The sequence below is a fragment of the Pseudoalteromonas sp. NSLLW24 genome (assembly GCF_015864725.1).
Classification (GTDB): domain Bacteria; phylum Pseudomonadota; class Gammaproteobacteria; order Enterobacterales; family Alteromonadaceae; genus Pseudoalteromonas; species Pseudoalteromonas arctica.
Window position 1 is genome coordinate 263,524 of record NZ_JADYWQ010000001.1, and the last position, 23,149, is coordinate 286,672.

The following is a 23,149-nucleotide window of genomic DNA, read 5'->3' on the forward strand; positions in this document are numbered from 1 at the left end:
TCACACAATGAAAAAATATAACCTTATTACTACCGCTCTTTTAACTTTGGGCTTAACAGCCTGTGGTGCACAAAATACGAATAACGAAAATATTGATGCTACAGTTTCAGCAGCTCCTGGCGCACCAGGTGCTGAACCATATTGGGCTTACGCGGGTAAAACCGGAATTGGTACTTCTTTTGAGCAATACCAAAACGGCCAATATAATAACAACGCTGCGACAGGTGAAGTATCAAAAGTATGGTTTTCAATTGCCAAAGGTATGATCACCGAAACTATGTTTGGACTCATTCACCAAGCTCAAATTAAAGATATGCAGTTTGTAGTAACCGGTAAAGATTTTACAGTCACTGAAGCTGACGACTTAGACGTTACAATTGATTACTTACATAAAGACGATAAAGGCAGACCACTATCGCTTGCTTACAAAGTAACAAGTACAGATAAGAAAGGGCGTTTTACCCTCGAAAAACACATATTCACCGACCCTGACGGACAAACATTGTTTGTACGCAGTATTTTTAATACATCACTTAAAGGCGTGAAAGCGTATGTTGCTGTTAATCCTTATATAAACAACAACGGCTTAGGTGATTTTGCAAAAACCACTGAGCAAGGCTTAGTAGCATGGGAAGATGATAATTTTTTAACGTTGCAATCATCTACGTCATTCAAAATGCAAAGTGTAGGCTTTACAGGTGTGAGCGATGGCATCACCTCACTTAAAAAACAACACACACTAAGCAAAAAATATTCAAACACAGGCGATAAGGCCGGTAATGTCACTCTGCTGGCAGAGCTTGGTACTATCTATAGTAATACCACATTTGATTTAGCACTAAGCTTTGGTAAAACGCAGCAGCAAAGCCAGCAACAAGGTGCACAGAGCTTATCTAAAGGTTATCAAAATGTGCTTGATGCCTACAACGGTAAAGGTGAAGCGCTAGGCTGGGAAGATTATTTACAAAGCCTTGAGCCATTAAATACAATGGTTAAGCAAACAGCCGATGACGGTAAGCTACTTTACACCAGTGCAATGGTACTAAAAGCGCAAGAAGACAAAACTAATGCGGGTGCGCTCATTGCCTCACTTTCTAATCCTTGGGGTGAAACTGTTTCAGCCAAAGAGGGTTCGACTGGTTACAAAGCGGTATGGGTTCGTGATTTTTATCAAGTAGCTATGGCATTTATGGCCTTAGGCGATACCGCCACTGCAAAAACGGCCTTCGAATACCTTGAAAAAGTACAAGTTACTAGCATAACCCCCGGTAACAATGGTGATACAGGATGGTTTTTACAAAAAACACATGTTGATGGTGAACTTGAATGGGTAGGGGGACAGCTAGATCAAACAGCTATGCCAATTATGCTCGCGTGGAAGTTACATCAAGCAAACGTACTAAGTGATAACGAACTTAAAGATTGGTATGCACGCATGCTAAAACCGGCAGCTGACTTTTTAGTTGATGGCGGAAGAGCTAAAATTTTATGGAACGACATGCAAATCACTCCACCCGCAACACAGCAAGAGCGCTGGGAAGAGCAAAGTGGTTATTCTCCCTCTACAACGGCTGCCGTTGTTGCTGGCCTTATAACAGCCAGTGACATAGCAACACTCAGTGGTGATACTCAAAATGCAGATCGTTATTTAGCAACGGCTAAAAAGTACAACAGTGATATAGAATCGCAAATGTTTACCACCGAAGGTAATTTAAAAGGTGATAGCACCGATGGCGAGTATTTTATTCGTATAGGTCAAGACACCGACGCTAACTCTAATACTAAAATTAACGCCAACAATGGCCGTGAAGGTTTTAACAAAAAGCAGATTTTAGACGGTGGTTTTTTAGAATTAGTCCGCTATGGAGTAAGAAGTGCCAACGATTCAAGTATAGTTAAAACCCTGCCTGAGTATGACGACGAAACGCTTGAAGATAACTTACAAGTTAAATACAGCTTTAACTTTACCGATGGTAGCGGCACATTTGCAGGCTATCGCCGTTATGGCAACGACGGTTACGGCGAAGATGAAACCACAGGTACTAATTACGCCGAAAGCGGGAGCAACACGCCAGGCCAACGTGGTCGTGTATGGCCATTTTTTACAGGCGAACGCGGACACTATGAAATAGCGGCCGCAAACGCAAATAATACGCTAGATGATGCAAAACAAGCGGACATTAAAAATAGCTACGTAAAAGGCTTAGAGCAGTTTGCTAATAGCGGCATGATGCTACCTGAGCAAGTATGGGATGGCGTGGGTGTAAATAAAGCAGGTTATGTGTTAGGCGAGGGCACAAACTCAGCAACACCTCTAGCTTGGACACATGCAGAATACATTAAGCTTGTACGCTCACTCAGTGATAAACAAGTTTGGGACTATTATCCGGTGGTTGCCGAATCGCTTAAAGACTAATATAAAACATGCTGTAGTTATTAAAAAAGGCTTCTAAATAAATTTAGAAGCCTTTTTGTTATGTACTCACTTAATATTAAAACAAAAGAATGCTCTTCAAATAAAATGAATGTCACTTTTTAGTTACATTATTTGAGGCCACACTTATTATCAAACCATGATAACAACTCGGTATAAAATTCTTTTTTATGATCGTAGAAAAGCGTATCAGAAAAGTGATCGGCATCTTCAAGCTCAATATATTTAAAGTCTTTTTTGTACTTTTCAAGCTCAGATACGAAGTCTCTACTGTGTTTTACTGGAACACGACTGTCGATATCACCATGTACAACCAGTATAGGAATATTTACTTTATTTACTTGCTCTACAGGAGAGACACCTGTAATCGTAGGGCGTTGTAAAATACTTAAAAAGCGATTTTCGTTAAGAGTTGCATTAATACGGCTTAAATCACTTACCCCGGCACCGGCAACAACACATTTGTATATGTTGTTTTCACGCATAGATGCAGCAAATGCAGCGTAACCACCATAACTCCAGCCAAATAAAGCGAGTTTATCTTTTGTCGCTAAGCCTTTATCTATTAAATATTGTGCGGCATCGTCTAGATCATCTTGTTTTTTCAAGCCCCAGTTATTATCACCGGCTATCCAATGTTCTAAACCGTAACCAGTAGATCCCCGATAGTTTGGTTGAATAACGACGTAACCATGATAGGCGAGTAACTGCGCCCAGTCATCAAATACAACAGAGTCACGCACCCAAGGACCACCGTGAGGAAGTATTATCGCAGGGTAAGGACCTTTAGTCGCAGGAATGGTTACATACGCTTTTATTTTGCGTCCATCTCTTGCTTTATAAGAGATATATTTAACGGATCCTAATTTACTTTTATCAATAAACGGAAGTCGATCACCAATTTTAGTCAGCTTCTGTTTATTAGTAACAATGTAATAGCTGCCAGGATTATCGTCAGCAGATACTCTCACCACTAATACGTTATCGTTATCAGAGCTACTAATGATTTGTACAAATTTATCTTTAAATAAAGAAGCAACAGATTCGTTAAGTGCTTGAAGGTTTGGGTCTGTGAAATAAAACTTAGGCTGCTTGGTTGTATAGCGAAAGCCTTGTAAAGTACCGTCTGTATCAAGTATAACACCGTCTGTATCTACAGATTTAAGACCAAATTGACGTTCAGAATACTGACCTGTTTTAATATTGTAAATATAAATGCCAGTCGTATTTTCGCCTAAGTTGGCGTTAACATAAACTTCGTTAGGATTACCTTTTGCAAATCCTAATATCTCAAAGTTTTCACGCTTTTTAGGACTAACTTGCTTAATTACTTTCCAATCATCATTGCCTTTATCTCGGGCATAATAATCGATTGCGTTATCAGATTTATTCCAACCTTGGGCTATTCTTATTTCACCATCGTAGTCAGAAACAAACGAGCCTGATACTTTTTCATTTCCGCGCATTACAGTAACGCTTCGTCCAGTGTTAATATTAAATCTCACTACATCTGGAATGTAGTTATTATTAATATCAACCTCTACAAGTACTTCATCTTTTTTGTCTGGAAGTATATTTATTATATTAAATTGAACATTTCGCTTTTTCTTAAATGGTAATAACCAGTCGCCTTTACCATCAGCATCAGTTATTGCAAACTTATTAACCCAGTATTTGCGACTTCCATCTTCTAGTATTTGTCTAAACATAACGCCAATTTTTTCATCGTTTAACCATACGATGGAAGATATCAGCATTTTATCAGCGCCCAACCTTACGGGGTCTGCTTCTAGGTTATTTGGATCTCTTATCTCAATTATATAGTCACCATTTTTGGTAGTCGCTCTTAAAATAGCAAGCTTCTTACCATCAGGTGATGCTACAACACTACGGATAGCCGATGACATTGAGAAAGCATCGATACTGCTTACTTGTGTCGCATCTTCAGTTTCGCTATTAGCGAAAGAAGATAGGCTTAGTAAGGTAAATCCTACTAACATTCTTTTTTTAAGTTTCATTTTTTATTCCCTCAAAAAAAATGGCCTAAAATTTTAGGCCATCTGGATTGAATATATACTCAGCCAATTCTAATTAAAAAGAAGCTGTAAAACTGATGTATGGGCTACGTCCTGATGTATCATAACCAACACCTAGAGGGATGTTAGTATTTGAGAAAGAACCATTTGGATCTACTTTTGGTGGAGCTTCATTAAATACGTTACGTACACCAAAGTTCACTTTATAAGCATCGTTAGACCAAGTCATACCGATGTTATGTACAAAGTAGTCATCAGTGAAACCAACAGGGCGACATTTAAGTGGAGCACCATTTGCGTCAGTTAAACCACGACAACCTGCAGTACCTTCTTCGAATTCACCTAAATCATCTTCATCTTCACGACCTTTACCGATGAAACGTGTTTCCCAGTTAAACCTAAAATCAGAATATTTAAGTTGTAAGCGTGCTGTACCGCGCCATTCTGGTGAATCTGGCTCACCCATATTGTCATCAATAGTACCAAGTACATCAAAAACTTGCTCTGTCATACGCGTAGCTTGAAGGTCTAGTGTAATACCTAAGTTTTCTTCTGCAATTACCGTATCTGTTTCAAAGTAGATATTGTAATCAAAACCTTTAGAAGAGATTAAACCAATATTGATAAAGCTAGCATCAACTAAATCAATTTGACCATTTTCGTCACGCCCTATACGGCTACAAAAAGCATCATTACCATCTGCAGAATAACACTGACCAATACTGTAGAAAGCACTTGGCTCTGCAATACTATTTGTTACTTCAATATCAAAACGAGTTAATGACATTGTTAAATCAAATGCATCAGTGAACGGTTGTTCAAAGATAAAACCGTATGTTTTAGCCACTGATGTTTCAGCACTAAGCTCAGTTGTACCGCCAGTTTCAATCTCAGCGCTGTAAGTAGCTGTATATGAATCAGTCCCACCTTGACCTAAACCAAGAGTAGTTGGATCAATACCTGATGCTTGACAAGCGTTTAATACCGCTGTATCGCGTGTTTCTTCAGCTGCATTATATGTAGCTGCTGAACCTGGGTTCAATGGGTCAATATTACGAGCATCTTCCGGAACAACACATGGATCGGCAACTGTATTAAAACCAGACGTACCGTTTAAGAAACGTTCACGTAAGTTTGGCGCTCTATAAGAAGTACCTTTTGTAGCACGAAGAGTAAACCAATCAACAGGACGGTAGATAGTTTTAAGACTATAAGTTGATTCAGCATCGTAGAAAGATTCCTCAGAAACACGGCCAGAAGCTGTAAATGTAAGTTCTTCAGCACCTTTAACTCCTTTAAGTAAAGGGAAGTCAACTTCTGTAAATATTTCTTTTAGATTACGAGAACCATCAGCGCCTTGGTCAGCAAAGTAGCCCCATAGTAAGCCTTGTGATGCTGCTGCATTAGGATTTGATTCAATCTCATCACGACGATATTCAATACCAACGATACCTGCAACAGTTTCGTTATTCCATGGTAGTGCGAAGAAGTCACCACCCATGAATGCATTAAAAACAAACTGGTTTACTTTAGTTTCGATGTCGCGGTCAATAAATAAATAGGCCGCTTCTTCAGGTGAAAGCGTACCGCCGCCTTCTTGGTAAATACTGTCTGCAAATAAATTAACAGGAACACATCCATCAGAACCAGTACCACAGGTAACAGTACCATCATCATTAAGAACAGCAGTTTCTAATGAGTTAATCAAGCGCTCTTCATCAATACCAACACGGTGGTCAGTACCTTTAGATGCGCTGTACGATACAGACGCGTCGTAGTACCAATTGTCTAAACCAATGTTTTCAAACATACCGAGGTTACCAGTAACACCAGTAACTAAACGATATTGTGAAACTTCAACCTCAGTTTGATCACGGTCACCACGAATATTGATGATTGGCTGAACGGCCTCAGGTCCACCAGGGCCCACACCTAACACGCCAAAACAGTCAATACCGTTTGTACCACAAGGGTTATATGGGTTTGATGCCGCTACTTGTTGAAATATTTGTGCACCAGGGCTAAAAATTGGTGATTTACGACTCGCATATAAACCTTCGTAGTAGAAAGTTGTATCGTTATCATCTTGGAAGTTATATTCACCATTAAGCATTAGTGAAATACGTTCATTTTTACTTCTGTAATCACCACTTTTGTAGTAATCAGATTGTTGGAAAGCGTATAGAGGGTCTTGGAAATCAACGTCACGGAAACCATCTCCGTTACCATCAACAAATACACCATCATTAATACCATCGCCATCGAAATCGCCAGCTACCCATGAAGGTAAAAATCCTTCAAGACTTGATGGTACAGTTGATTCGCTGAAGTTTGGAATACCAGTGTTTGTAAAGTTAGGAGTGTAATAAACACTACCAAAGAAAGAAGGTACGCTAATACGATTTGTTAGAGGGAAAATATCACATGAATCTTCACCACTCGCCACAGGACCATAGCCACTGTTTCTCGTTACGATACTGCCATCTTCAGCTTCCCAAATACGCTCTTCACACCCTTTAACAAAAGGGTTACCAGATAAAGATTGAGATTTTTGTTCTGAATATTCAACGCCTACAGTGATAAAACCATTATCCATGGTTTTGCCCCACATACCCGAAAGTACAGTTTCTTCACCGCCTTCACCTTTAGGTTGACGATAAGATGCATCAAAAATAAAACCTTCAACATCTTTTTTCAATATTACGTTAGCTACACCCGCTACCGCATCAGAACCATAAACGGTTGATGCGCCATCAAATAAATTCTCTACACGCTCAATCATTACGCCAGGTATTAAATTCAAATCAGGTGATGTTGGTGCACCACCAACGCCAGCAGGAGCCATTCTTCGGCCATTAATAAGCACAAGAGTTCGTTCAGCACCTAAACCACGAAATCCGATTGTTGCAGCGCCCGGACCGTTATCTAGTACAAAACCACCAAATGTATTATCTATTTGAGCACCAGCCGCTTGGCTGGTCGATTGAAGCATTGAGCCTGCATCAAATAAACCCATTTCACGAGATAAGTCGCCATTGATAATTTGAATTGGTGATGCATTTGAAAATTCAGCTTTTCTTATACGTGAGCCTGTTACAACTATTCGTTCAGGTGCTTCTTCTTCTAATTCTACGTCTGAATTCAAGTCGTTTTCTTGAGCTAGCGCGTTAGGCGCTAAGGCTACAGAGCCTAGCAATAAAGAGTACCTTATTGCATTTGATAGAGCTTTAGTTTTAAACATATGTAAATCCCTGAGATATTATTGTTATTTAAGCTATAAAGTTACAGAGTAAGGTTATAGCGGCACAATAAATTTACATTACAGACACAAAATAGTAAATACAGTTAACGACTAGCTATTGCTAAGGGGGGAGGAATTGATGTCTTTTTGACGGAAAAGTATAGTTTTTCAGATGATTTTTATTTTAATCTATTGTTTATTATACAATTTTATTGTTTGTAAATGGATGTGAACAGATGTAGCCGGTGTTTGCTTAAAAAATAAGCTCAGCTTGACCTTCTAGGAATGAGAATAGGAGCTAATAGGGTACTTTGTACTTCTTCACCACGTATCAGCTTTAATAAGTTCTCTACGAGCATTTGCCCTGCAACAGTGGTGTTTTGCTCTATCGTCGTCAGCGGTGGGTTTACATAACTAGCAATGGCTATGTTATCAAAGCCGACTACCGCAACATCTTTTGGCACGTTAATATTTGCTTCTTTAAGTGCACGTATAGCCCCAATAGCAATTAAGTCGCTTGCAGCAAATAAGGCGTTAAATTTAATATTATTAGCGATAAGCGAACGAGTGGCGTGATACCCAGATTCTTCAGTTGATATAGCATTAGCCATTTTACGTTCGTTTATTTTTACGTTGTTAGCTAATAGCTCATCTTTAAAACCCTGAAAGCGACTAAAGAATTCAGGGCTATGATCAGATGCATCACCAATAAAAGCGCAATCAGTTCTGCTGTGTGCAATAAAGTGCTCAGCGGCGAGCTTACCGCCACCGTAGTTATCACAACAAACAGTTAAATCTGGGCGATTATCAACCGTTGCACCCCAACAAACAAACTTAGTGTTTTGTTCAAGTAAGGTATTAAATTTTGGTTGGTAATCAATGTAATCGCCATAACCGAGTAAAATAATACCATCGGCTCTGTGGCTATCTTCATAGTCTGCTTGCCAATCAGCACTGGCCGATTGAAATGATACTAATAAATCGTAACCTTCTTTAGCGCAAGCACGGGTAATGCTGCCAAGCATGGCTAAAAAGAAAGGATTAATTTGTGACTCATCAGAGGTAGGGTCTTCGAAAAGAAGTAATGCAAGTGTGCTGCTTTGTTGTGTACGCAAGTTGCTGGCATTTTTATCAACTTTATAATTAAGCTTTTTAGCTATATCGAAAACACGTTTACGTGTTTCTTCATTAACAAGATGGCTGTTACGTAAAGCGCGAGATACAGTTGATTGAGATACCCCTGCATAGTGGGCAATATCAAATGAGGTGGCTTTACCTTTCATTGTTACAACTTAATTAATTTGATAAATAATTGTGCCATTTTCGGTTATTAATGAATAATTTCAAGCTTTTTGTGAATTAACGTATATTTTTATTGATAAACGGCTGACACCGGTGTCATAATATAAATGTTTTATCATTTTGTTGTCAAAACGTATTCGCTGTTTATATATTTTATAGGCAGCATTTTTTACTGTGATAGCTACTTTGAGGTGATAGCTCAAAGTATAAATAACAATGGTATACCATTGTAAAATAATAAGCACGAGTCGCTTAACAAAAGAGATAATACTATGAGCCTAAACTCTTCTGCCCAATTTGATCCCATCTTAGTTGCTGATGTTGGCGGCACTAATGCCCGCTTTGCTTTAATAACTGCTTTTAATGAACATACTAACCAATTTGTAATAGAGCACATTAATATTTTTCCTAGTGCTAATTTTGGTTCACTTGAAAGTGCGCTTGAGCAATATTTACAAACAGTCTCGCATATTACACCTAAACGCGCATGTTTAGCCGTTGCAGGTCCAATAAAAGCTGGGCAGGTACATTTAACCAATTTAGGTTGGCATTTTAGTGTTAGTGAATTTAAAACTCATTTTGATTTACAGCAACTAGAGGTCATTAACGATTTTGCTGCCTTTGCATATGCGGCTCCTTACTTAGATCCTAAACAAAATGTCATTGTTAAATCAGGCCAAGCTGATGACAATGCTAACATTGGTGTTATAGGTCCAGGTACTGGTTTTGGTGCCGCGTGCTTAGTTAGAACGTCGCAATCTACCGCTGTTTTAAGTTCAGAAGGGGGGCATATATCGCTTGCACCAGTTAATGAACTCGATACTTTACTATTAAATGAATTACGTAAAGATCATCCCCATGTTTCTATCGAAACTGTATTTTCAGGCCCTGGCATAACGCATTTATACAAAGCGATGTCTGCGGTTAAGGGTGTAACAGCTAAAAATTTAGATGCTGCGCAAATAAGTAGCCTAGCAAATAGCGGTGAATGTGCTGTGTGCGATGCAACTCTTAATCAATTTTGTGATTGGATCGGCAGTGTAGCTGGCGATTTAGCCGTTGTTTACGGCGCTTTAGGCGGACTATTTATTGGCGGTGGAATACTGCCTCGTATGCAAGCAAGACTTCTAGAGAGCCGTTTTGTTGAACGATTTTCGCAAAAGGGTATTATGTCGCAATACGCAGGGCAAATTCCTGTAATACTTGTAACACAAGATAATATTCCACTAATTGGTGCCGCAGCGTGTTTGCACAACAGCAAATAAGGAGCTTTCCTTGTTCGCATTTGGAAAAATAGAGTGATGAAAAAAGTAACAATAAACAGTGTGGCAAGTCATGCTGGTGTTTCTAAAAAAACCGTATCACGCGTTTTGAATAACGAGCCTAATGTTAGTGCTGCAACCCGAGAAAAGGTGCTTGCGGTATTTAAAGAACTCGATTACACCCCAAATCCAATTGCACGAGGCCTTGCACAAAATCGTAGCTTTATTATTGGGTGTCTTTACGATAACCCAAGTAAAAGCTACATTACTCGCGTGCAAACGGGTGCTTTAGAAGCATGCAAAGAAAATAACTATAATTTATTGATACATCCTTGTGAGTTTCGTGGTGAAGCCCTTATAAATAATATTGAGCAATTACTACAGACTTCTCGATTAGATGGCATTGTGCTAACACCTCCTTTTGGTGATTTTGCTGAGCTTGTTGCTTTTTTAAAATCTAAAAAAATCCCTTACGCAAGAGTTGCGTCAGCTTTACTTCAAGATGATTCTATTTCAGTTCGTAGTAATGATGAACAAGGCGCATTTGAAATTACTGAGCATCTAATTAGCCTTGGGCATAAATCTATAGCGTTTATTAAAGGGCACCCGGATCACAGTGCCACGCAACAACGCTTTAAAGGCTACAGGCGTTCACTTGCAAGCCATGGAATAGAGTTTGATGAGCGCTTAGTAGAGGAGGGTAACTTTAGTTATCACTCAGGTGTAGATAGTGCACGCAGTATTTTAGATTTATCTCCTAGGCCAACAGCTGTATTTGCATCAAACGATTACATGGCGGCAGCGGTATTAAAATTAGCTACCCAGCGCCAATTAAAAGTGCCTGATGACATTTCAATAGCCGGCTTTGATAATGCACCCATTGCACGTCATATTTGGCCTGGTTTAACGACTATTGCACAGCCTGTTGAAGAAATGACTAAACAAGCCGTAACTCAACTTATTTCACACATCGCTCAACCGCAAGAACAGCCGTATCAGGTAACGCTTGAGTCGCGCTTAATTACACGCGAGTCTACCTCTGCGATAAAATAGTGAGTTAAAAACACTTTCACAGTAGCCCGAATATGAGTGACGCTTATTCGGGCTTTTTTTTGCTCTGAACTTGCTAAAATATACTTTGTGCCTAAAAATCAATTAGGTCATTATTCGGTCATGTTAAAATATTAAACTATTTTTGTTACCCGGGGTTGACACCGGTGTCATTGCTATGCGTTAATACAGTGACACCGGTGTCAGGGCTGTTGTGAGAGGCTCCCTGGTAGCGTACCTTTGAACGGGTAAATCAAAGATGCTCAGTACAGTTATTTACGTGGAGTCTGTAGTTGCTACTGAGCCTTTATCCTCTAACTAATAGAGATGAGTTAAATTATGTTACATCCTCGTATTCAAGAAGTTACCCAGCGCGTTATCGAACGCAGTAAAAATACCCGTCAAGATTATTTAGAACGTATTTCGCACGCAAAAAAACAAACAAGAGTTCGTGCCGGTTTAGGTTGCGGAAATATAGCCCATGTTATGGCTGCATGTAGCAGTGATGACAAAGCGCGCTTAAAGGCTGATGAGCAGCCAAATCTTGCTATTATCAACTCATATAACGATATGTTATCGGCTCATGTGCCATACAAAGACTACCCAGATTTAATTAAAGACATTGCTACCAAATACGATGCTACAGCACAAGTTGCTGGTGGCGTTCCTGCAATGTGTGATGGTGTTACGCAAGGGCGTGACGGCATGGAACTTTCGCTTTTTTCTCGTGATGTAATTGCTATGTCTACGGCAATTTCTCTTTCACACGATGTGTTTGATGGCGTTTTTTGTTTAGGCGTTTGTGACAAAATCGTCCCGGGTTTATTAATTGGTGCATTGTCGTTTGGTCATTTACCTGTGTTCTTTTTACCAGCAGGTCCAATGCAATCAGGTATTCCTAATAAAGAAAAAGCACGTATTCGTCAAAAATTTGCACAAGGTCTAGTAAGTCGCGAAGACTTATTAGAGGCTGAAAGCGCGTCTTACCACAGCGCAGGTACTTGTACGTTTTACGGTACTGCAAACTCAAACCAAATGTTAATGGAAATAATGGGCTTACACCTTCCAGGTAGTTCGTTTATTAATCCTTACACTGAGCTTCGCGATGGTCTTACAGGTAATGCTGTAGAAACTATGCTTAAGCAGCTTACAGATGATAAAGAAAGCCCGTGTTTAGCCGATGTGATCAGCGAAAAAACGATTATAAACGGTTTAGTAGGCCTACTTTCTACAGGTGGTTCTACTAACCATGCAATTCATATTGTTGCGATAGCAAAAGCGGCGGGCATTCAGGTTACGTGGAAAGATATGTCTGATTTATCAGAAGTTGTACCACTACTTACACGTATTTACCCTAACGGCTCTGCAGATGTAAACCACTTCCAAGCAGCTGGCGGTATGGGTTTCTTAATGCGAGAGCTAGCAAGCGCTGGTTACTTACACACAGATGTTAAAACAATGCTAGGCGATGGTTTAGCACCTTACATGACAGAACCTCGTTTGGATAAAGACGATAGCCTGATCATGAGCAACTCAACCGGCCCAACTAAAGTTAAATGGGTAGATTGCCCAGCAAACTCACATGATGAAGAAGTACTTCGCCCAGTGAGTAACCCTTTTAGTAAGCAAGGTGGTCTGCAACTTCTAACGGGTAACTTAGGTAAAGCTGTTATTAAAGTGTCAGCTGTTGCTATCGAACATCAGGTTGTTACTGCTCCTGCAAAAGTATTTAGCTCACAAAGTGCTCTGCAAGATGCATACACGCGTGGCGAATTAAACCAAGACTTTATTGCCGTGCTAAAAGAGCAAGGCCCTAAAGCGAAAGGTATGCCAGAGCTACATAAATTAACGCCAGTAATGGCAACGCTTCAAGATGAAGGCTTTAAAGTAGCCATTGTTACTGACGGTCGTATGTCGGGTGCATCAGGTAAAGTACCAGCTGCTATTCACTTAGCACCAGAGGCAGTAGAAGGCGGCATTATTGCTAAAATCCGAGAAGGTGATTTAGTGACACTTGATGCGCCAAACGGAATATTAAAAGTACACGTTAGCGACGAAGAACTTGCTAAACGTGAAGCAGAACTTAGCCTGCCAAGTGCAACATTTGGTACAGGTCGCGAATTATTTACTGGATTTAGAAATATCGTAAGCAGTGCCGATTTAGGCGCGAGTGCTTTTGGACTTGAATAAATATTAGCCATACTGGGTAATGAGGAACAAGTAATGAGTATTGAAAAAATCTTAGCATCGGCACCCGTAGTGCCAGTGGTTGTAATCGAAAAATTAGAAGATGCAGCACCACTTGCAAGAGCGTTATATAACGGTGGCTTAAAAGCCTTAGAAATAACACTACGTACACCTATTGCTGCAGAAGCTGTAAAGCTGATGAAAGCAGAAGTACCTGAAGCCTATGTAGGTACTGGTACGGTAGTAGATAAAGCAAGTTTTGATCTTTCGGTTGCCGCAGGTGCAGATTTTATGGTGAGTCCAGGTGTGAGCGATGAGCTTATTGCTTTGGCTAAAACATCAGATATACCATTTTTACCAGGCGCTGCAACTGCAAGTGAAGTTATGCAACTTGCGTCGCATGGTTTTAAGTATTTAAAATTCTTCCCTGCAGAAGCAGCAGGCGGAACAGCAATGCTTAAATCAATTGGTGGCCCATTACCACATATTACTTTTTGCCCAACTGGCGGCATTAGCCTAGCAACTGCACCGAACTATTTAGCGCTTAACAACGTTATTTGTGTTGGTGGTACGTGGATGCTAGATAAACAACTAATTGAAAATAAAGACTGGCAAGCAATTGAAGCGCTTGCTCGCCAAGCAAGTGAACTTAAATAGGAGTCTAAAATGATTAATGTAGCAATTAACGGTTACGGCCGTATCGGTAGAAATGTTTTACGTGCACTTTATGAGTCAGCTCAAAACAGCGAAATTAAAATTGTAGCAATTAACGATTTAGCACCAGCTAACGTTAATGCACATTTAACGCAGTATGACTCAGTTCATGGTCAATTTTCTAAAAAAGTAACACTTGAAAATAACACCATGTTAATTGACGATGACGTAATTACGTTAACGCAAGAACGCGACCCTGCAAATTTACCGTGGAAAGCACTAAACGTCGATATCGTTTTAGAATGTACTGGTTTTTTCACTAAACGTGATGACGCTGCTAAGCATATTACAGCGGGTGCTAAAAAAGTAATCGTTTCTGCTCCAGGTAAAGATATGGATGCAACAGTGGTTCATGGTGTAAACAGCGATGTAATTAACGCTGATAGCCAAATCATCTCAAATGCATCGTGTACTACTAACTGTTTAGCACCACTTGCAAAAGCAATTAACGACACAGTAGGTATTGAAAAGGGGAGTATGACAACGATTCATTCTTATACGAATGATCAAAACCTATCTGACGTATACCACCCAGATCTATACCGTGCTCGTAGTGCAACTCAATCTATGATCCCAACTAAAACAGGTGCTGCGGCAGCTGTTGGTTTAGTATTACCAGAACTTGCTGGTAAATTAGACGGTATGTCGGTACGTGTACCAACAATCAACGTATCTTTAGTTGATTTTACGTTTATTACTAAGCGCGATACGACTGCAGAAGAAATCAATGCAATCATGAAAGAAGCGTCAACGGGTTCAATGAAAGATATTTTACAATATAATGAGCTTCCGCTTGTTTCTATCGACTTTAACCATAACCCAGCGTCATCTATCTTTGATGCAACGCAAACTAAAGCCGATGGCAATCTAGTTAAAGTAATGGCTTGGTACGACAACGAATGGGGTTTCTCAAACCGCATGTTAGACCAAGTTAAAGCATTAGGTGCGTTTTTATAATACAGCCCTAATGATGTAAAGTTTTAGCTTTATCCAACCAAGCCACGCATTGCGTGGCTTTTTTGCGTTTGGTTTATCTGTATATTTGCAACTCAGACTATGGAGGGAACTATTTGTATTTTTTATACCCTAAATTTTGTTAATATGTGGGTGTGTAAATCAATGGAATTTCGTTGTATTTAATCAACTCAACGAAGCAAGGAATAATAAAAATGATCAGAGCTTTATCACGAAAGGTATTTCGCACAAATCATCTTCAGATAGGTGAGGGCAACATAAGTGGCTACATAGCCTGCTTTTTAGCAATACTGAGTTGCCTAGGCGTATTAGCGTTTCACTTTCCTGAATACTTAACTACACCAGAGCTGAGAAAAAGCTACAGTGTCGACTTTTTACGTCAGCTTATGTTTGCATCATTATTGGTCTCGGGCAGTTTAGGGCTACTTAACTTTGTACGTAATACCAATAAGCGTTTAGGGGCTACAGCGTGGTTTTTTATTGTTCTGGCAATTATGTTTGGCGGACCAAACGTTGAGGTAAACGAGTTTGCTAGCGACACACCTTACATAGGGCTCGATTGGTTTATTTTAGATTTACTCGGCTCAACACTCATATTTATTGTTATTGAAAAGCTGCTACCCCATCGAAAAGATCAAAAAATATTACGTAGCGAATGGCGAGGCGATTTAAACCACTTTTTCGTAAACCATTTAATTATTGGTTTTGTATTACTCGTTACTAACCACTTTGTGCATTATGGTTTTGGCTGGGCTGTATCATCTACAGTACAAGGTTATATAGAGCAAACACCATTTGTAGTGCAGTTGTTTTTAATAATACTCGTGGCTGATTTAATGCAGTATTGGGTGCATCGTGCCTATCACGAAGTCCCTTTATTATGGCGCTTTCATGGCGTACATCACAGTGCTAAAGAAATGGACTGGTTAGCGGGCTCTCGCCAACATATTCTTGAAATACTCGTAACTCGCAGCTTAGTGCTCACACCCATATTTGTACTTGGATTTTCACAGCAAATAATTAGTCTGTACGTAATTATTGTGGGTTTACAGGCTGTGTTTAACCATGCAAATGTACGTGTGAAATTTGGTTGGCTAAAATATTTTATGGTTACACCGCAGTTTCACCATTGGCATCATGCGTCAGATAAAGCCGCAATTGACCGCAATTACGCTGCGCATTTTTCGTTTTTAGACTACGTGTTTGGTACTGCTGTTAAAGGCGAAAAAGAGTGGCCAGAAGCATATGGCGTAGTCGGGGATTACATGCCGGTAGGTATGCTTAAACAACAGATTTACCCGTTTAAGCGCACTAAATGAGCTCGATTAATTCAATAAACTCAAACTAAAAAAAGAGCAACGTGCTACACGTTGCTCTTTTTTATGACTCTACTTAATTATATATTTAGCTCTTCTAATAACTCAGTAAGTGTAGGTCTTTGATTTAATGAAGGTTGCATAGCATATTTTGCCATATCGGACATTTTAACAAATAGCTCACTTTGCCTATCATCACCGGTTACCGTGCCTAATAAGTCTTCAATTAAACAGCCCAAAGCTCTTACTTCTATCAACTCTAGTTGCTTTTGCTGATACTCACTTAGCATCGTTAAATTAGTTGCAGCACCAAAATCACCAAACAGAACGTCATGGTTTTGGTTAACCATAGTGTTATGCGCATAAATGTCGCCGTGACTTACTTTACGAACATGTAAGTGATGCAGTGTATTTACCATTTGCTGTGCAATTTTTAAAATAGCGTGAGTTGAGTAATGGCAATCATTGTTAAAGGTATCACGCGTACAGGTTTCAAGGCTTGGAGGCAAACCTAAATTAGCGAAGCTTTTATCTATTAGCTCCATCACTAAACCTAACTGATCACTTTGTTCAATGTAGGCAAGTACTTTAATTAAATTAGCGTGATCGCCTGCTTGTAAGCAGCAATTCACTTCATCAAGCGGGTAGCCGTCGCTGGTAATTGCACCTTTAAATAATTTAATCGCTACAGCGCTATCAGCAGCTTGCGCTAAATGAATAACGCCCGATGCACCTTGGCCAATAACATGACTAAGCGTGTAATCGTCAAGAGGCTTATTTTCTAAGCTGCACTTTGTAAGGCACTGGGCTTTATTAAAATCGTTACCGGCAAACGCAAGCCAAGCAAGTTTAGGCAGTTCAAACAGCCAGTCGTCTACGTGTGTTAAGTTATTAGCAGAGAGCCTAACAAGCTCGAGGTTTTTACACTGCGCCATGCTACTTGGCAGTTGCTTAAGTTGATTGCCCGCAAGCGCGAGCTTTTTAAGTTGGGTAAATTGGCCAAAACTTTGCGGTAGCTCAGTAATATTATTATCGGTGAGGATGAGCCATTCAATATTTTTTGGTAAACAATAATCACTAAACTCAGTTATTTTACAGCCTTTAAATGCAACCATTATCAGAGCAGGGCATTTAGCTAAAACCGCAGGAATATGCTTAAACTGATTAAACGATAAAAATACACGCTTAAGGTGTGTTAAGCAGGCAAATTCATCAGGTAGTGTTGATAAGTTATTATTTGATAAATCGAGAACTTCAAGCGTGTCAGCTAAGCTAAAAATCTCTTCAGGGAATACTGTTAGCTCTTCTACTAATTGCAGGCGAGTAGCACCAGCAAGTTTGCCACTTTTAAGCTCTTTAAGGGAGTTCATATTTATACCATGTTCTAAAAATGAAAAAGCCAACATAGCTGTTGGCTTAAAGTCGTTCTAACTTAGTAAATCAGGTTTTAGAATTGCGCGTTATGGTAAACGTTTTGTACGTCGTCGCAATCTTCTAGCATGGCTAAAAAGCGTTCCATAACTTCAACGTCTTCGCCTTCAATCGGCGTTTCAATTTGTGGCACAAAGCTAATTAGGTCTTCGTCAAACTCAGTCACGCCCATTTCTTCAAGCGCTGTACGTGTATTGTTGTACTCTGTGTGAGGAGCAAAAACAGTGACTTTACCGTCATCTACTTCTACGTCAGTTACATCAACATCAGCCATCATTAATGCTTCAAGTACTGCTTCGTCGTCATCACCGTCAAATACAAAAATAGCAAGGTGATCAAATAAATGTGAAACAGAGTTTTGAGCGCCAATTTTAGCATTTGCTTTGGTAAAACAAACACGTACATCAGCAAAGGTACGCTTGTTATTATCTGTTAAACAGTCAACGATAATCATACAGTTACCAGGGCCGTAACCTTCGTAACGTGTTGCTGAGTAGTCTTCACCGCCGCCACCTTTTGCTTTGTCGATTGCGCGGTCAATAACGTGTGCTGGTACTTGGTCTTTTTTTGCGCGTTCAATTAAGCGACGTAATGATAAGTTACCATCTGGATCTACACCGCCGTTTTTAGCACAAATATAAATTTCTTTGCCGTACTTAGAATAAACTTTAGTTTTAGCACCCGCAGTCTTAGCCATTGAATCTTTTTTGTTTTGGTAAGCTCTTCCCATCTGCGTTTCGCCTTAATATATGTAAATAATAGAATAAAATTATAATGCGTATTCTAAAGGTAAATGCATTCAAGGGCTAGTAAGTATTAAAGCCGATTAAAACTGTAGCGTTTAAAGTCCATCTAAAGTGCATTTTAGTGAGGAGATTATCGAGGGATTTAGACGTTGGAATTATATCTATTATTGTAAATTTAACTCAATAAAAAAGGCAACCTGTATAACAGGTTGCCTTACTAAGTAATAAAAAGTAAGTATTACTTACCAAATACGTACACGTTCATCTTCAGGAAGGTATAACTCATCGCCTGGTTTTACATCAAACGCTTTGTACCATGCATCGTGGTTGCGTGGCGCTTGTGCTCTAAAGCGACCTGGGGCATGTGTGCCACCACGAAGTTGGTTAAGCATGCTTTGCTCAGTACGTTTTTCTTTCCATACTTGTGCCCACGCAAGGAAAAAACGTTGATCGCCAGTAACACCGTCAATAACAGGCGCTTCTTTACCATTTAAACTTAGCTTGTACGCGTGATAGGCCATTGATAACCCACCCACATCACCAATATTTTCGCCAAGGCTATTGCGACCATTAACAAAATTACCTTCAATTGGCTCGTATTTACTGTACTGCGCAGCCAGTTGATCGGCTTTTTTGTCAAATGCAGCGCGGTCAGCATCAGTCCACCAATTACGTTGCACACCGTTTTCGTCTGATTTTGAACCTTGATCGTCAAATCCATGACCCATTTCGTGACCAATTACAGCGCCAATACCGCCATAGTTTACAGCCGGATCGGCATTTGGATCGAAAAACGGCGGTTGTAGAATCGCAGCTGGAAATACAATTTCATTAAACGAGCTATTGTAGTAAGCGTTTACGCGTTGTGGCGTCATGCCCCAGCGGTTACGGTCTGTTTTTTGTAGCTCTTTTTCAACACTTTCAGCGTGGAAAAACTCACGCATGTTTTTCACATTACCAATCAAATCGTTTTTAGTAATGCTTAAACCTTCATAAGACTGCCAAACATCGGGGTAACCAATTTTTGGTACAAATGCAGCCAGCTTAGCGCGCGCATTTACTTTAGTTGCATCACCCATCCATTCTAGATTATCAATACGTTCACCAAGGGCTGTTCGAAGGTTTTCAACCAGCTCTGACATTTGTTGTTTTGATGACTCAGGGAAGTAACGCGCTACGTATATTTTACCAATAGCAAAACCAAGCGAACTTGTGCCCGACATTTCACTTATTGCACGTTTCCAACGAGGGCGAGGCTCTTGCTGTCCGTTTAGTTCTTTACCAAAAAAAGCAAAGTTAGTATTAAATACGTCTTCTGATAGTAAACCTGCGTTACCGCTAATAGCGTGATACGTTAGGTAGTCTTTCCATACTGCAATATCTTCTTGATTGATTAGCTCAATCATCGCTTTTATTGGCTCTGGCTGAGACACATTTAACTGAGGTACTTTATAACCTGTTTGTGCAAAGTATAAATCCCAGTTAAAGCCAGGATAAGCAGTGCTTAAATCAGCACGTTCAACTTGGTTTAAGGTTAAATCGCGATTACGACGCTTTTCACGTGGCCAGTGACCTTGTGCAATTTTGGTTTCAAGGTCTAAAATTGCTTGAGCGCGCTCAGCGGTATTTTCGACTCCTGTAAACTCAAGCATGTCAGCAATGTGAGCTACATAAGCTGCACGTGTTTTAACAAAACGCTCAGCGTCTTCAAGGTAGTAAGAGCGATCTGGTAGGCCTAACCCACCCGCACCTAGTGACATTTCATATTTATTAGGGTCTAAGCGGTTAAACCACATGCCGCCACCCAAAGGGGCTTTATTACCGGTTAACCAAGACTTACCAAACATTTCAGCTAAATCGTCAGTCGACGATATATCATTAATTTCACTTAACAATGGCTTAATAGGCGCTACACCGAGTTTATTAAGTGTTTCGGTATCCATATACGCATTGTAAAAATCAGCAACGAGTTTTTCTTCTGCGTTTAAATCTTTACGTGCTGCTATTTCTTCAATAATAGCTTTAACATCGTCTTCACTGCGCTCAGCTAATCCTGAAAATGCTCCGTAGCGGGTTTTATCTGCAGGCATTACGTAGTTGTCATACCAAGTACCACTGGCATACATAAAAAAATCATCGCCTGGTTTAACGGCTTCGTTACGTGCTGTTAGGTCAACACCAAAACTACCTAACTCTGCTTTTTCTGTTACTGCTGCAGTGGCTACTTTAGGGTGTTGCTCGTCTGTTTTTGTTGTTTGCGGCTCTGAACAACCGGTAATAAATGTGGCAGCTAATGCTGCGGCAATTAAACTCTTTTTCATTACTTACTCCTGAGTATCACTGATTGAATTAAAGCAGCAGTGAATCATTTTTATTGTTACGAATATTTAACTTATCGATTGTTATTGATATTAATCATACAAACAAACCTTTTGAGGTGAATCACCACAGTGCTCGATAAAACTAATAAAGAAGAAAAGAGAAAGGTCGATAGGCGCTATAAAAGCTTTATTTAGCTCGAATACTTAAAAGTATCCGAGCTAAGAGGGGTTACACACTATTTATTTTTTATGCTGTAGTTCCCACATATGGGCATATTCTCCGGCGAGTGTGAGTAACTCATCGTGCTTACCTTGCTCAATAATTTGTCCGGATTTGAGCACAATAATGGTGTCTGCATCGGTAATAGTAGAAAGACGATGTGCAATAACAATACTCGTATGGTTACTGGCAACTTCACGCATTGCAGCAAGTATTGCTTGCTCAGAATGAGAGTCGAGTGCAGATGTTGCTTCATCAAAAATTAAAATAGGGGACTTTTTCAAAATAGCGCGTGCAATGGCAATACGCTGTTTTTCGCCGCCAGATACTTTTAAACCACGTTCACCAACCAGCGTTTTATTGCCTTTATCGAGTGTTTCTATAAAGTCTTTTAAATGCGCCATAGCAATGGCTTCGTCAATTTCAGCATCGCTTGCTGATGGTCTACCGTAAGCGATATTTTCACGAATTGTGGTGTTAAACAGCACAGTGTCTTGCGGCACAATAGCAATGGCTTTTCGTAAACTATTTAGTGTTACTGAGTTTATAGATTGATTATCAATACTAATTTCACCAGCGCTTACATCATAAAAACGATAAAGCAGTCGCGCTAATGAGCTTTTACCAGCTCCGCTGGCACCAACAATAGCTACCTTACTGCCAGCTTTAACGCTAAAGCTAAGGTTATTAAGAATAGGGCGATGCGCATCGTAACTAAAACTTACATTATTAAATGTTATTTCACCTTGGCTAATATTGAGCTCTTTAGCATTAAGTGCATCGGTTATTTGTGGTTTTTTGTTAAGTAGCCCAAGCATGTTTTCAAGGTCGGTTAGGGCGCGTCTTATTTCGCGGTACACAAAACCTAAAAAGTTAAGCGGTAAAAACAATTGAATCATATACGCGTTAATCATCACAAGTTCACCAATAGAAAGCGTACCTGCAACTACCTCGGTTGAGCCCAACCACATTAACGCGGTAATAGCACAAGCAATAATAAGTGCTTGGCCTGAGTTAAGGGCGAGCAACGACATTCTATTTTTTAAACGGGCTTTTTCCCAGTTTGCTAAAAAGGTGTCGTACGTTTTTGCTTCAAACTGCTCATTATTAAAATACTTTACAGTTTCATAATTAAGTAGGCTGTCTATGGCGCGGGTATTACTTTGATTGTCGGCAGCATTTGCTTCTCTAATAAAGCGGTTTCTCCACTGAGTAACCACCACAGTAAAGGTAATATAAATAGCAACTGCCAGTAATGTAATAAGCGCAAACCAAACAGAAAACAACGTGCCAAAAATAATCGCAACGGTCAGTATTTCAAATAAAGTAGGCACAATATTAAACATTAAAAAGCGCATTAAAAAGCTTAAGCCACTCGTACCGCGTTCTATATCGCGGCTAATGCCACCGGTTTGCCTATCTAAATGAAAAGCCAGCTCAAGTGAGTGCAAATGCTTAAATACTTTTAAACCAATATCACGCATGGCGTGCTCGGTTACACGAGAAAATACAGCATCCCTTATCTCACCTAAAAATACACTGGCAAAACGCAGTGCACCGTACATCAATAACAATAAAGCGGGAATAACCAACAGTGGGTTAATCGACTTATCTACCGAGTCTATAATTTCTTTAAGTGCCCAAGGCATTAAAAGCGTGGCACCTTTTGCGCCTATAAGCGCCATAAGTGCAACAAAAACACGGCCTTTAAATTTTGTAAGGTAGGGCCACAGTGTTTTTACACTTTGGCGTAAATTCATGGCGTCTGGTCGTTTTTCACTGCTTTGTCTGGGGCGCATTCAGTATCTCAGAATTGGTATGTGGGTAGATAAAATCACTTATAAGTTAAGTAAACGCAGTAAATTGAAACAAGGGAAGATATTTTTTAGTTTTTTTGAATATTAATTTATAAGC

14 protein-coding genes are annotated in these 23,149 nt (G+C 39.8%); 7 read left to right on the forward strand and 7 right to left on the reverse strand.

The features are described from left to right. The first annotated feature begins 7 nt into the window (after positions 1-7). The gene (locus I6E72_RS01120) at positions 8-2,416 is read left to right on the forward strand and encodes a glycoside hydrolase family 15 protein (protein WP_197110820.1); all 2,409 of its coding nucleotides are present in this window, start codon (positions 8-10) and stop codon (positions 2,414-2,416) included. Between the two features lie 128 nt (positions 2,417-2,544). Here I6E72_RS01120 and I6E72_RS01125 read toward each other — a convergent pair whose 3' ends face one another. The 3 genes from I6E72_RS01125 to I6E72_RS01135 form a co-directional block, all read right to left on the reverse strand. Further along, positions 2,545-4,452 carry an alpha/beta hydrolase family protein gene (locus I6E72_RS01125; protein ID WP_197110821.1) on the reverse strand — a complete coding sequence of 636 codons (1,908 nt, stop codon included), beginning with the start codon at positions 4,450-4,452 and terminating at the stop codon, positions 2,545-2,547. A gap of 73 nt (positions 4,453-4,525) precedes the next feature. After that, positions 4,526-7,711 carry a TonB-dependent receptor gene (locus I6E72_RS01130; RefSeq protein ID WP_101164482.1) on the reverse strand — a complete coding sequence of 1,062 codons (3,186 nt, stop codon included), beginning with the start codon at positions 7,709-7,711 and terminating at the stop codon, positions 4,526-4,528. A 266-nt stretch (positions 7,712-7,977) separates the two neighbouring features. After that, complete coding sequence (locus I6E72_RS01135) at positions 7,978-8,994, reverse strand: LacI family DNA-binding transcriptional regulator (RefSeq protein WP_007582612.1); 1,017 nt, start codon at positions 8,992-8,994, stop codon at positions 7,978-7,980. A gap of 291 nt (positions 8,995-9,285) precedes the next feature. Here I6E72_RS01135 and glk point away from each other — a divergent pair, with 291 nt between their 5' ends. The 6 genes from glk (at position 9,286) to I6E72_RS01165 (ending at position 16,520) form a co-directional block, all read left to right on the forward strand. After that, a complete protein-coding gene (glk, locus tag I6E72_RS01140) occupies positions 9,286-10,278 on the forward strand; it encodes a glucokinase (RefSeq protein WP_010555044.1) in 993 nt (330 codons plus the stop codon). 36 nt (positions 10,279-10,314) lie between these two features. Next, positions 10,315-11,328 (forward strand): LacI family DNA-binding transcriptional regulator, encoded by a 1,014-nt coding sequence (locus tag I6E72_RS01145; RefSeq protein ID WP_010555045.1) that lies wholly within the window; start codon positions 10,315-10,317, stop codon positions 11,326-11,328. Between the two features lie 336 nt (positions 11,329-11,664). Beyond that, positions 11,665-13,515 carry a phosphogluconate dehydratase gene (gene edd / locus I6E72_RS01150; RefSeq protein ID WP_007582619.1) on the forward strand — a complete coding sequence of 617 codons (1,851 nt, stop codon included), beginning with the start codon at positions 11,665-11,667 and terminating at the stop codon, positions 13,513-13,515. A 33-nt stretch (positions 13,516-13,548) separates the two neighbouring features. Then, complete coding sequence (eda, locus tag I6E72_RS01155) at positions 13,549-14,169, forward strand: bifunctional 4-hydroxy-2-oxoglutarate aldolase/2-dehydro-3-deoxy-phosphogluconate aldolase (protein WP_002959756.1); 621 nt, start codon at positions 13,549-13,551, stop codon at positions 14,167-14,169. Positions 14,170-14,178: 9 nt separating this feature from the next. Next, a complete protein-coding gene (gene gap / locus I6E72_RS01160; RefSeq protein ID WP_007582622.1) occupies positions 14,179-15,183 on the forward strand; it encodes a type I glyceraldehyde-3-phosphate dehydrogenase in 1,005 nt (334 codons plus the stop codon). A gap of 212 nt (positions 15,184-15,395) precedes the next feature. Next, positions 15,396-16,520, forward strand: a complete 1,125-nt coding sequence (locus I6E72_RS01165; protein ID WP_024599396.1) for a sterol desaturase family protein — start codon at positions 15,396-15,398, stop codon at positions 16,518-16,520. Between the two features lie 77 nt (positions 16,521-16,597). Here I6E72_RS01165 and I6E72_RS01170 read toward each other — a convergent pair whose 3' ends face one another. From I6E72_RS01170 to I6E72_RS01185, 4 genes are all read right to left on the reverse strand, one after another. After that, positions 16,598-17,923 (reverse strand): leucine-rich repeat-containing protein kinase family protein, encoded by a 1,326-nt coding sequence (locus tag I6E72_RS01170; protein ID WP_442960301.1) that lies wholly within the window; start codon positions 17,921-17,923, stop codon positions 16,598-16,600. Positions 17,924-17,964: 41 nt separating this feature from the next. Further along, a complete protein-coding gene (locus tag I6E72_RS01175) occupies positions 17,965-18,678 on the reverse strand; it encodes a YebC/PmpR family DNA-binding transcriptional regulator (protein WP_010555049.1) in 714 nt (237 codons plus the stop codon). A gap of 258 nt (positions 18,679-18,936) precedes the next feature. Beyond that, a complete protein-coding gene (locus I6E72_RS01180; RefSeq protein ID WP_197110823.1) occupies positions 18,937-21,015 on the reverse strand; it encodes a M13 family metallopeptidase in 2,079 nt (692 codons plus the stop codon). Between the two features lie 240 nt (positions 21,016-21,255). Further along, complete coding sequence (locus I6E72_RS01185) at positions 21,256-23,034, reverse strand: ABCB family ABC transporter ATP-binding protein/permease (protein WP_197110824.1); 1,779 nt, start codon at positions 23,032-23,034, stop codon at positions 21,256-21,258. Positions 23,035-23,149 lie beyond the last annotated feature (115 nt).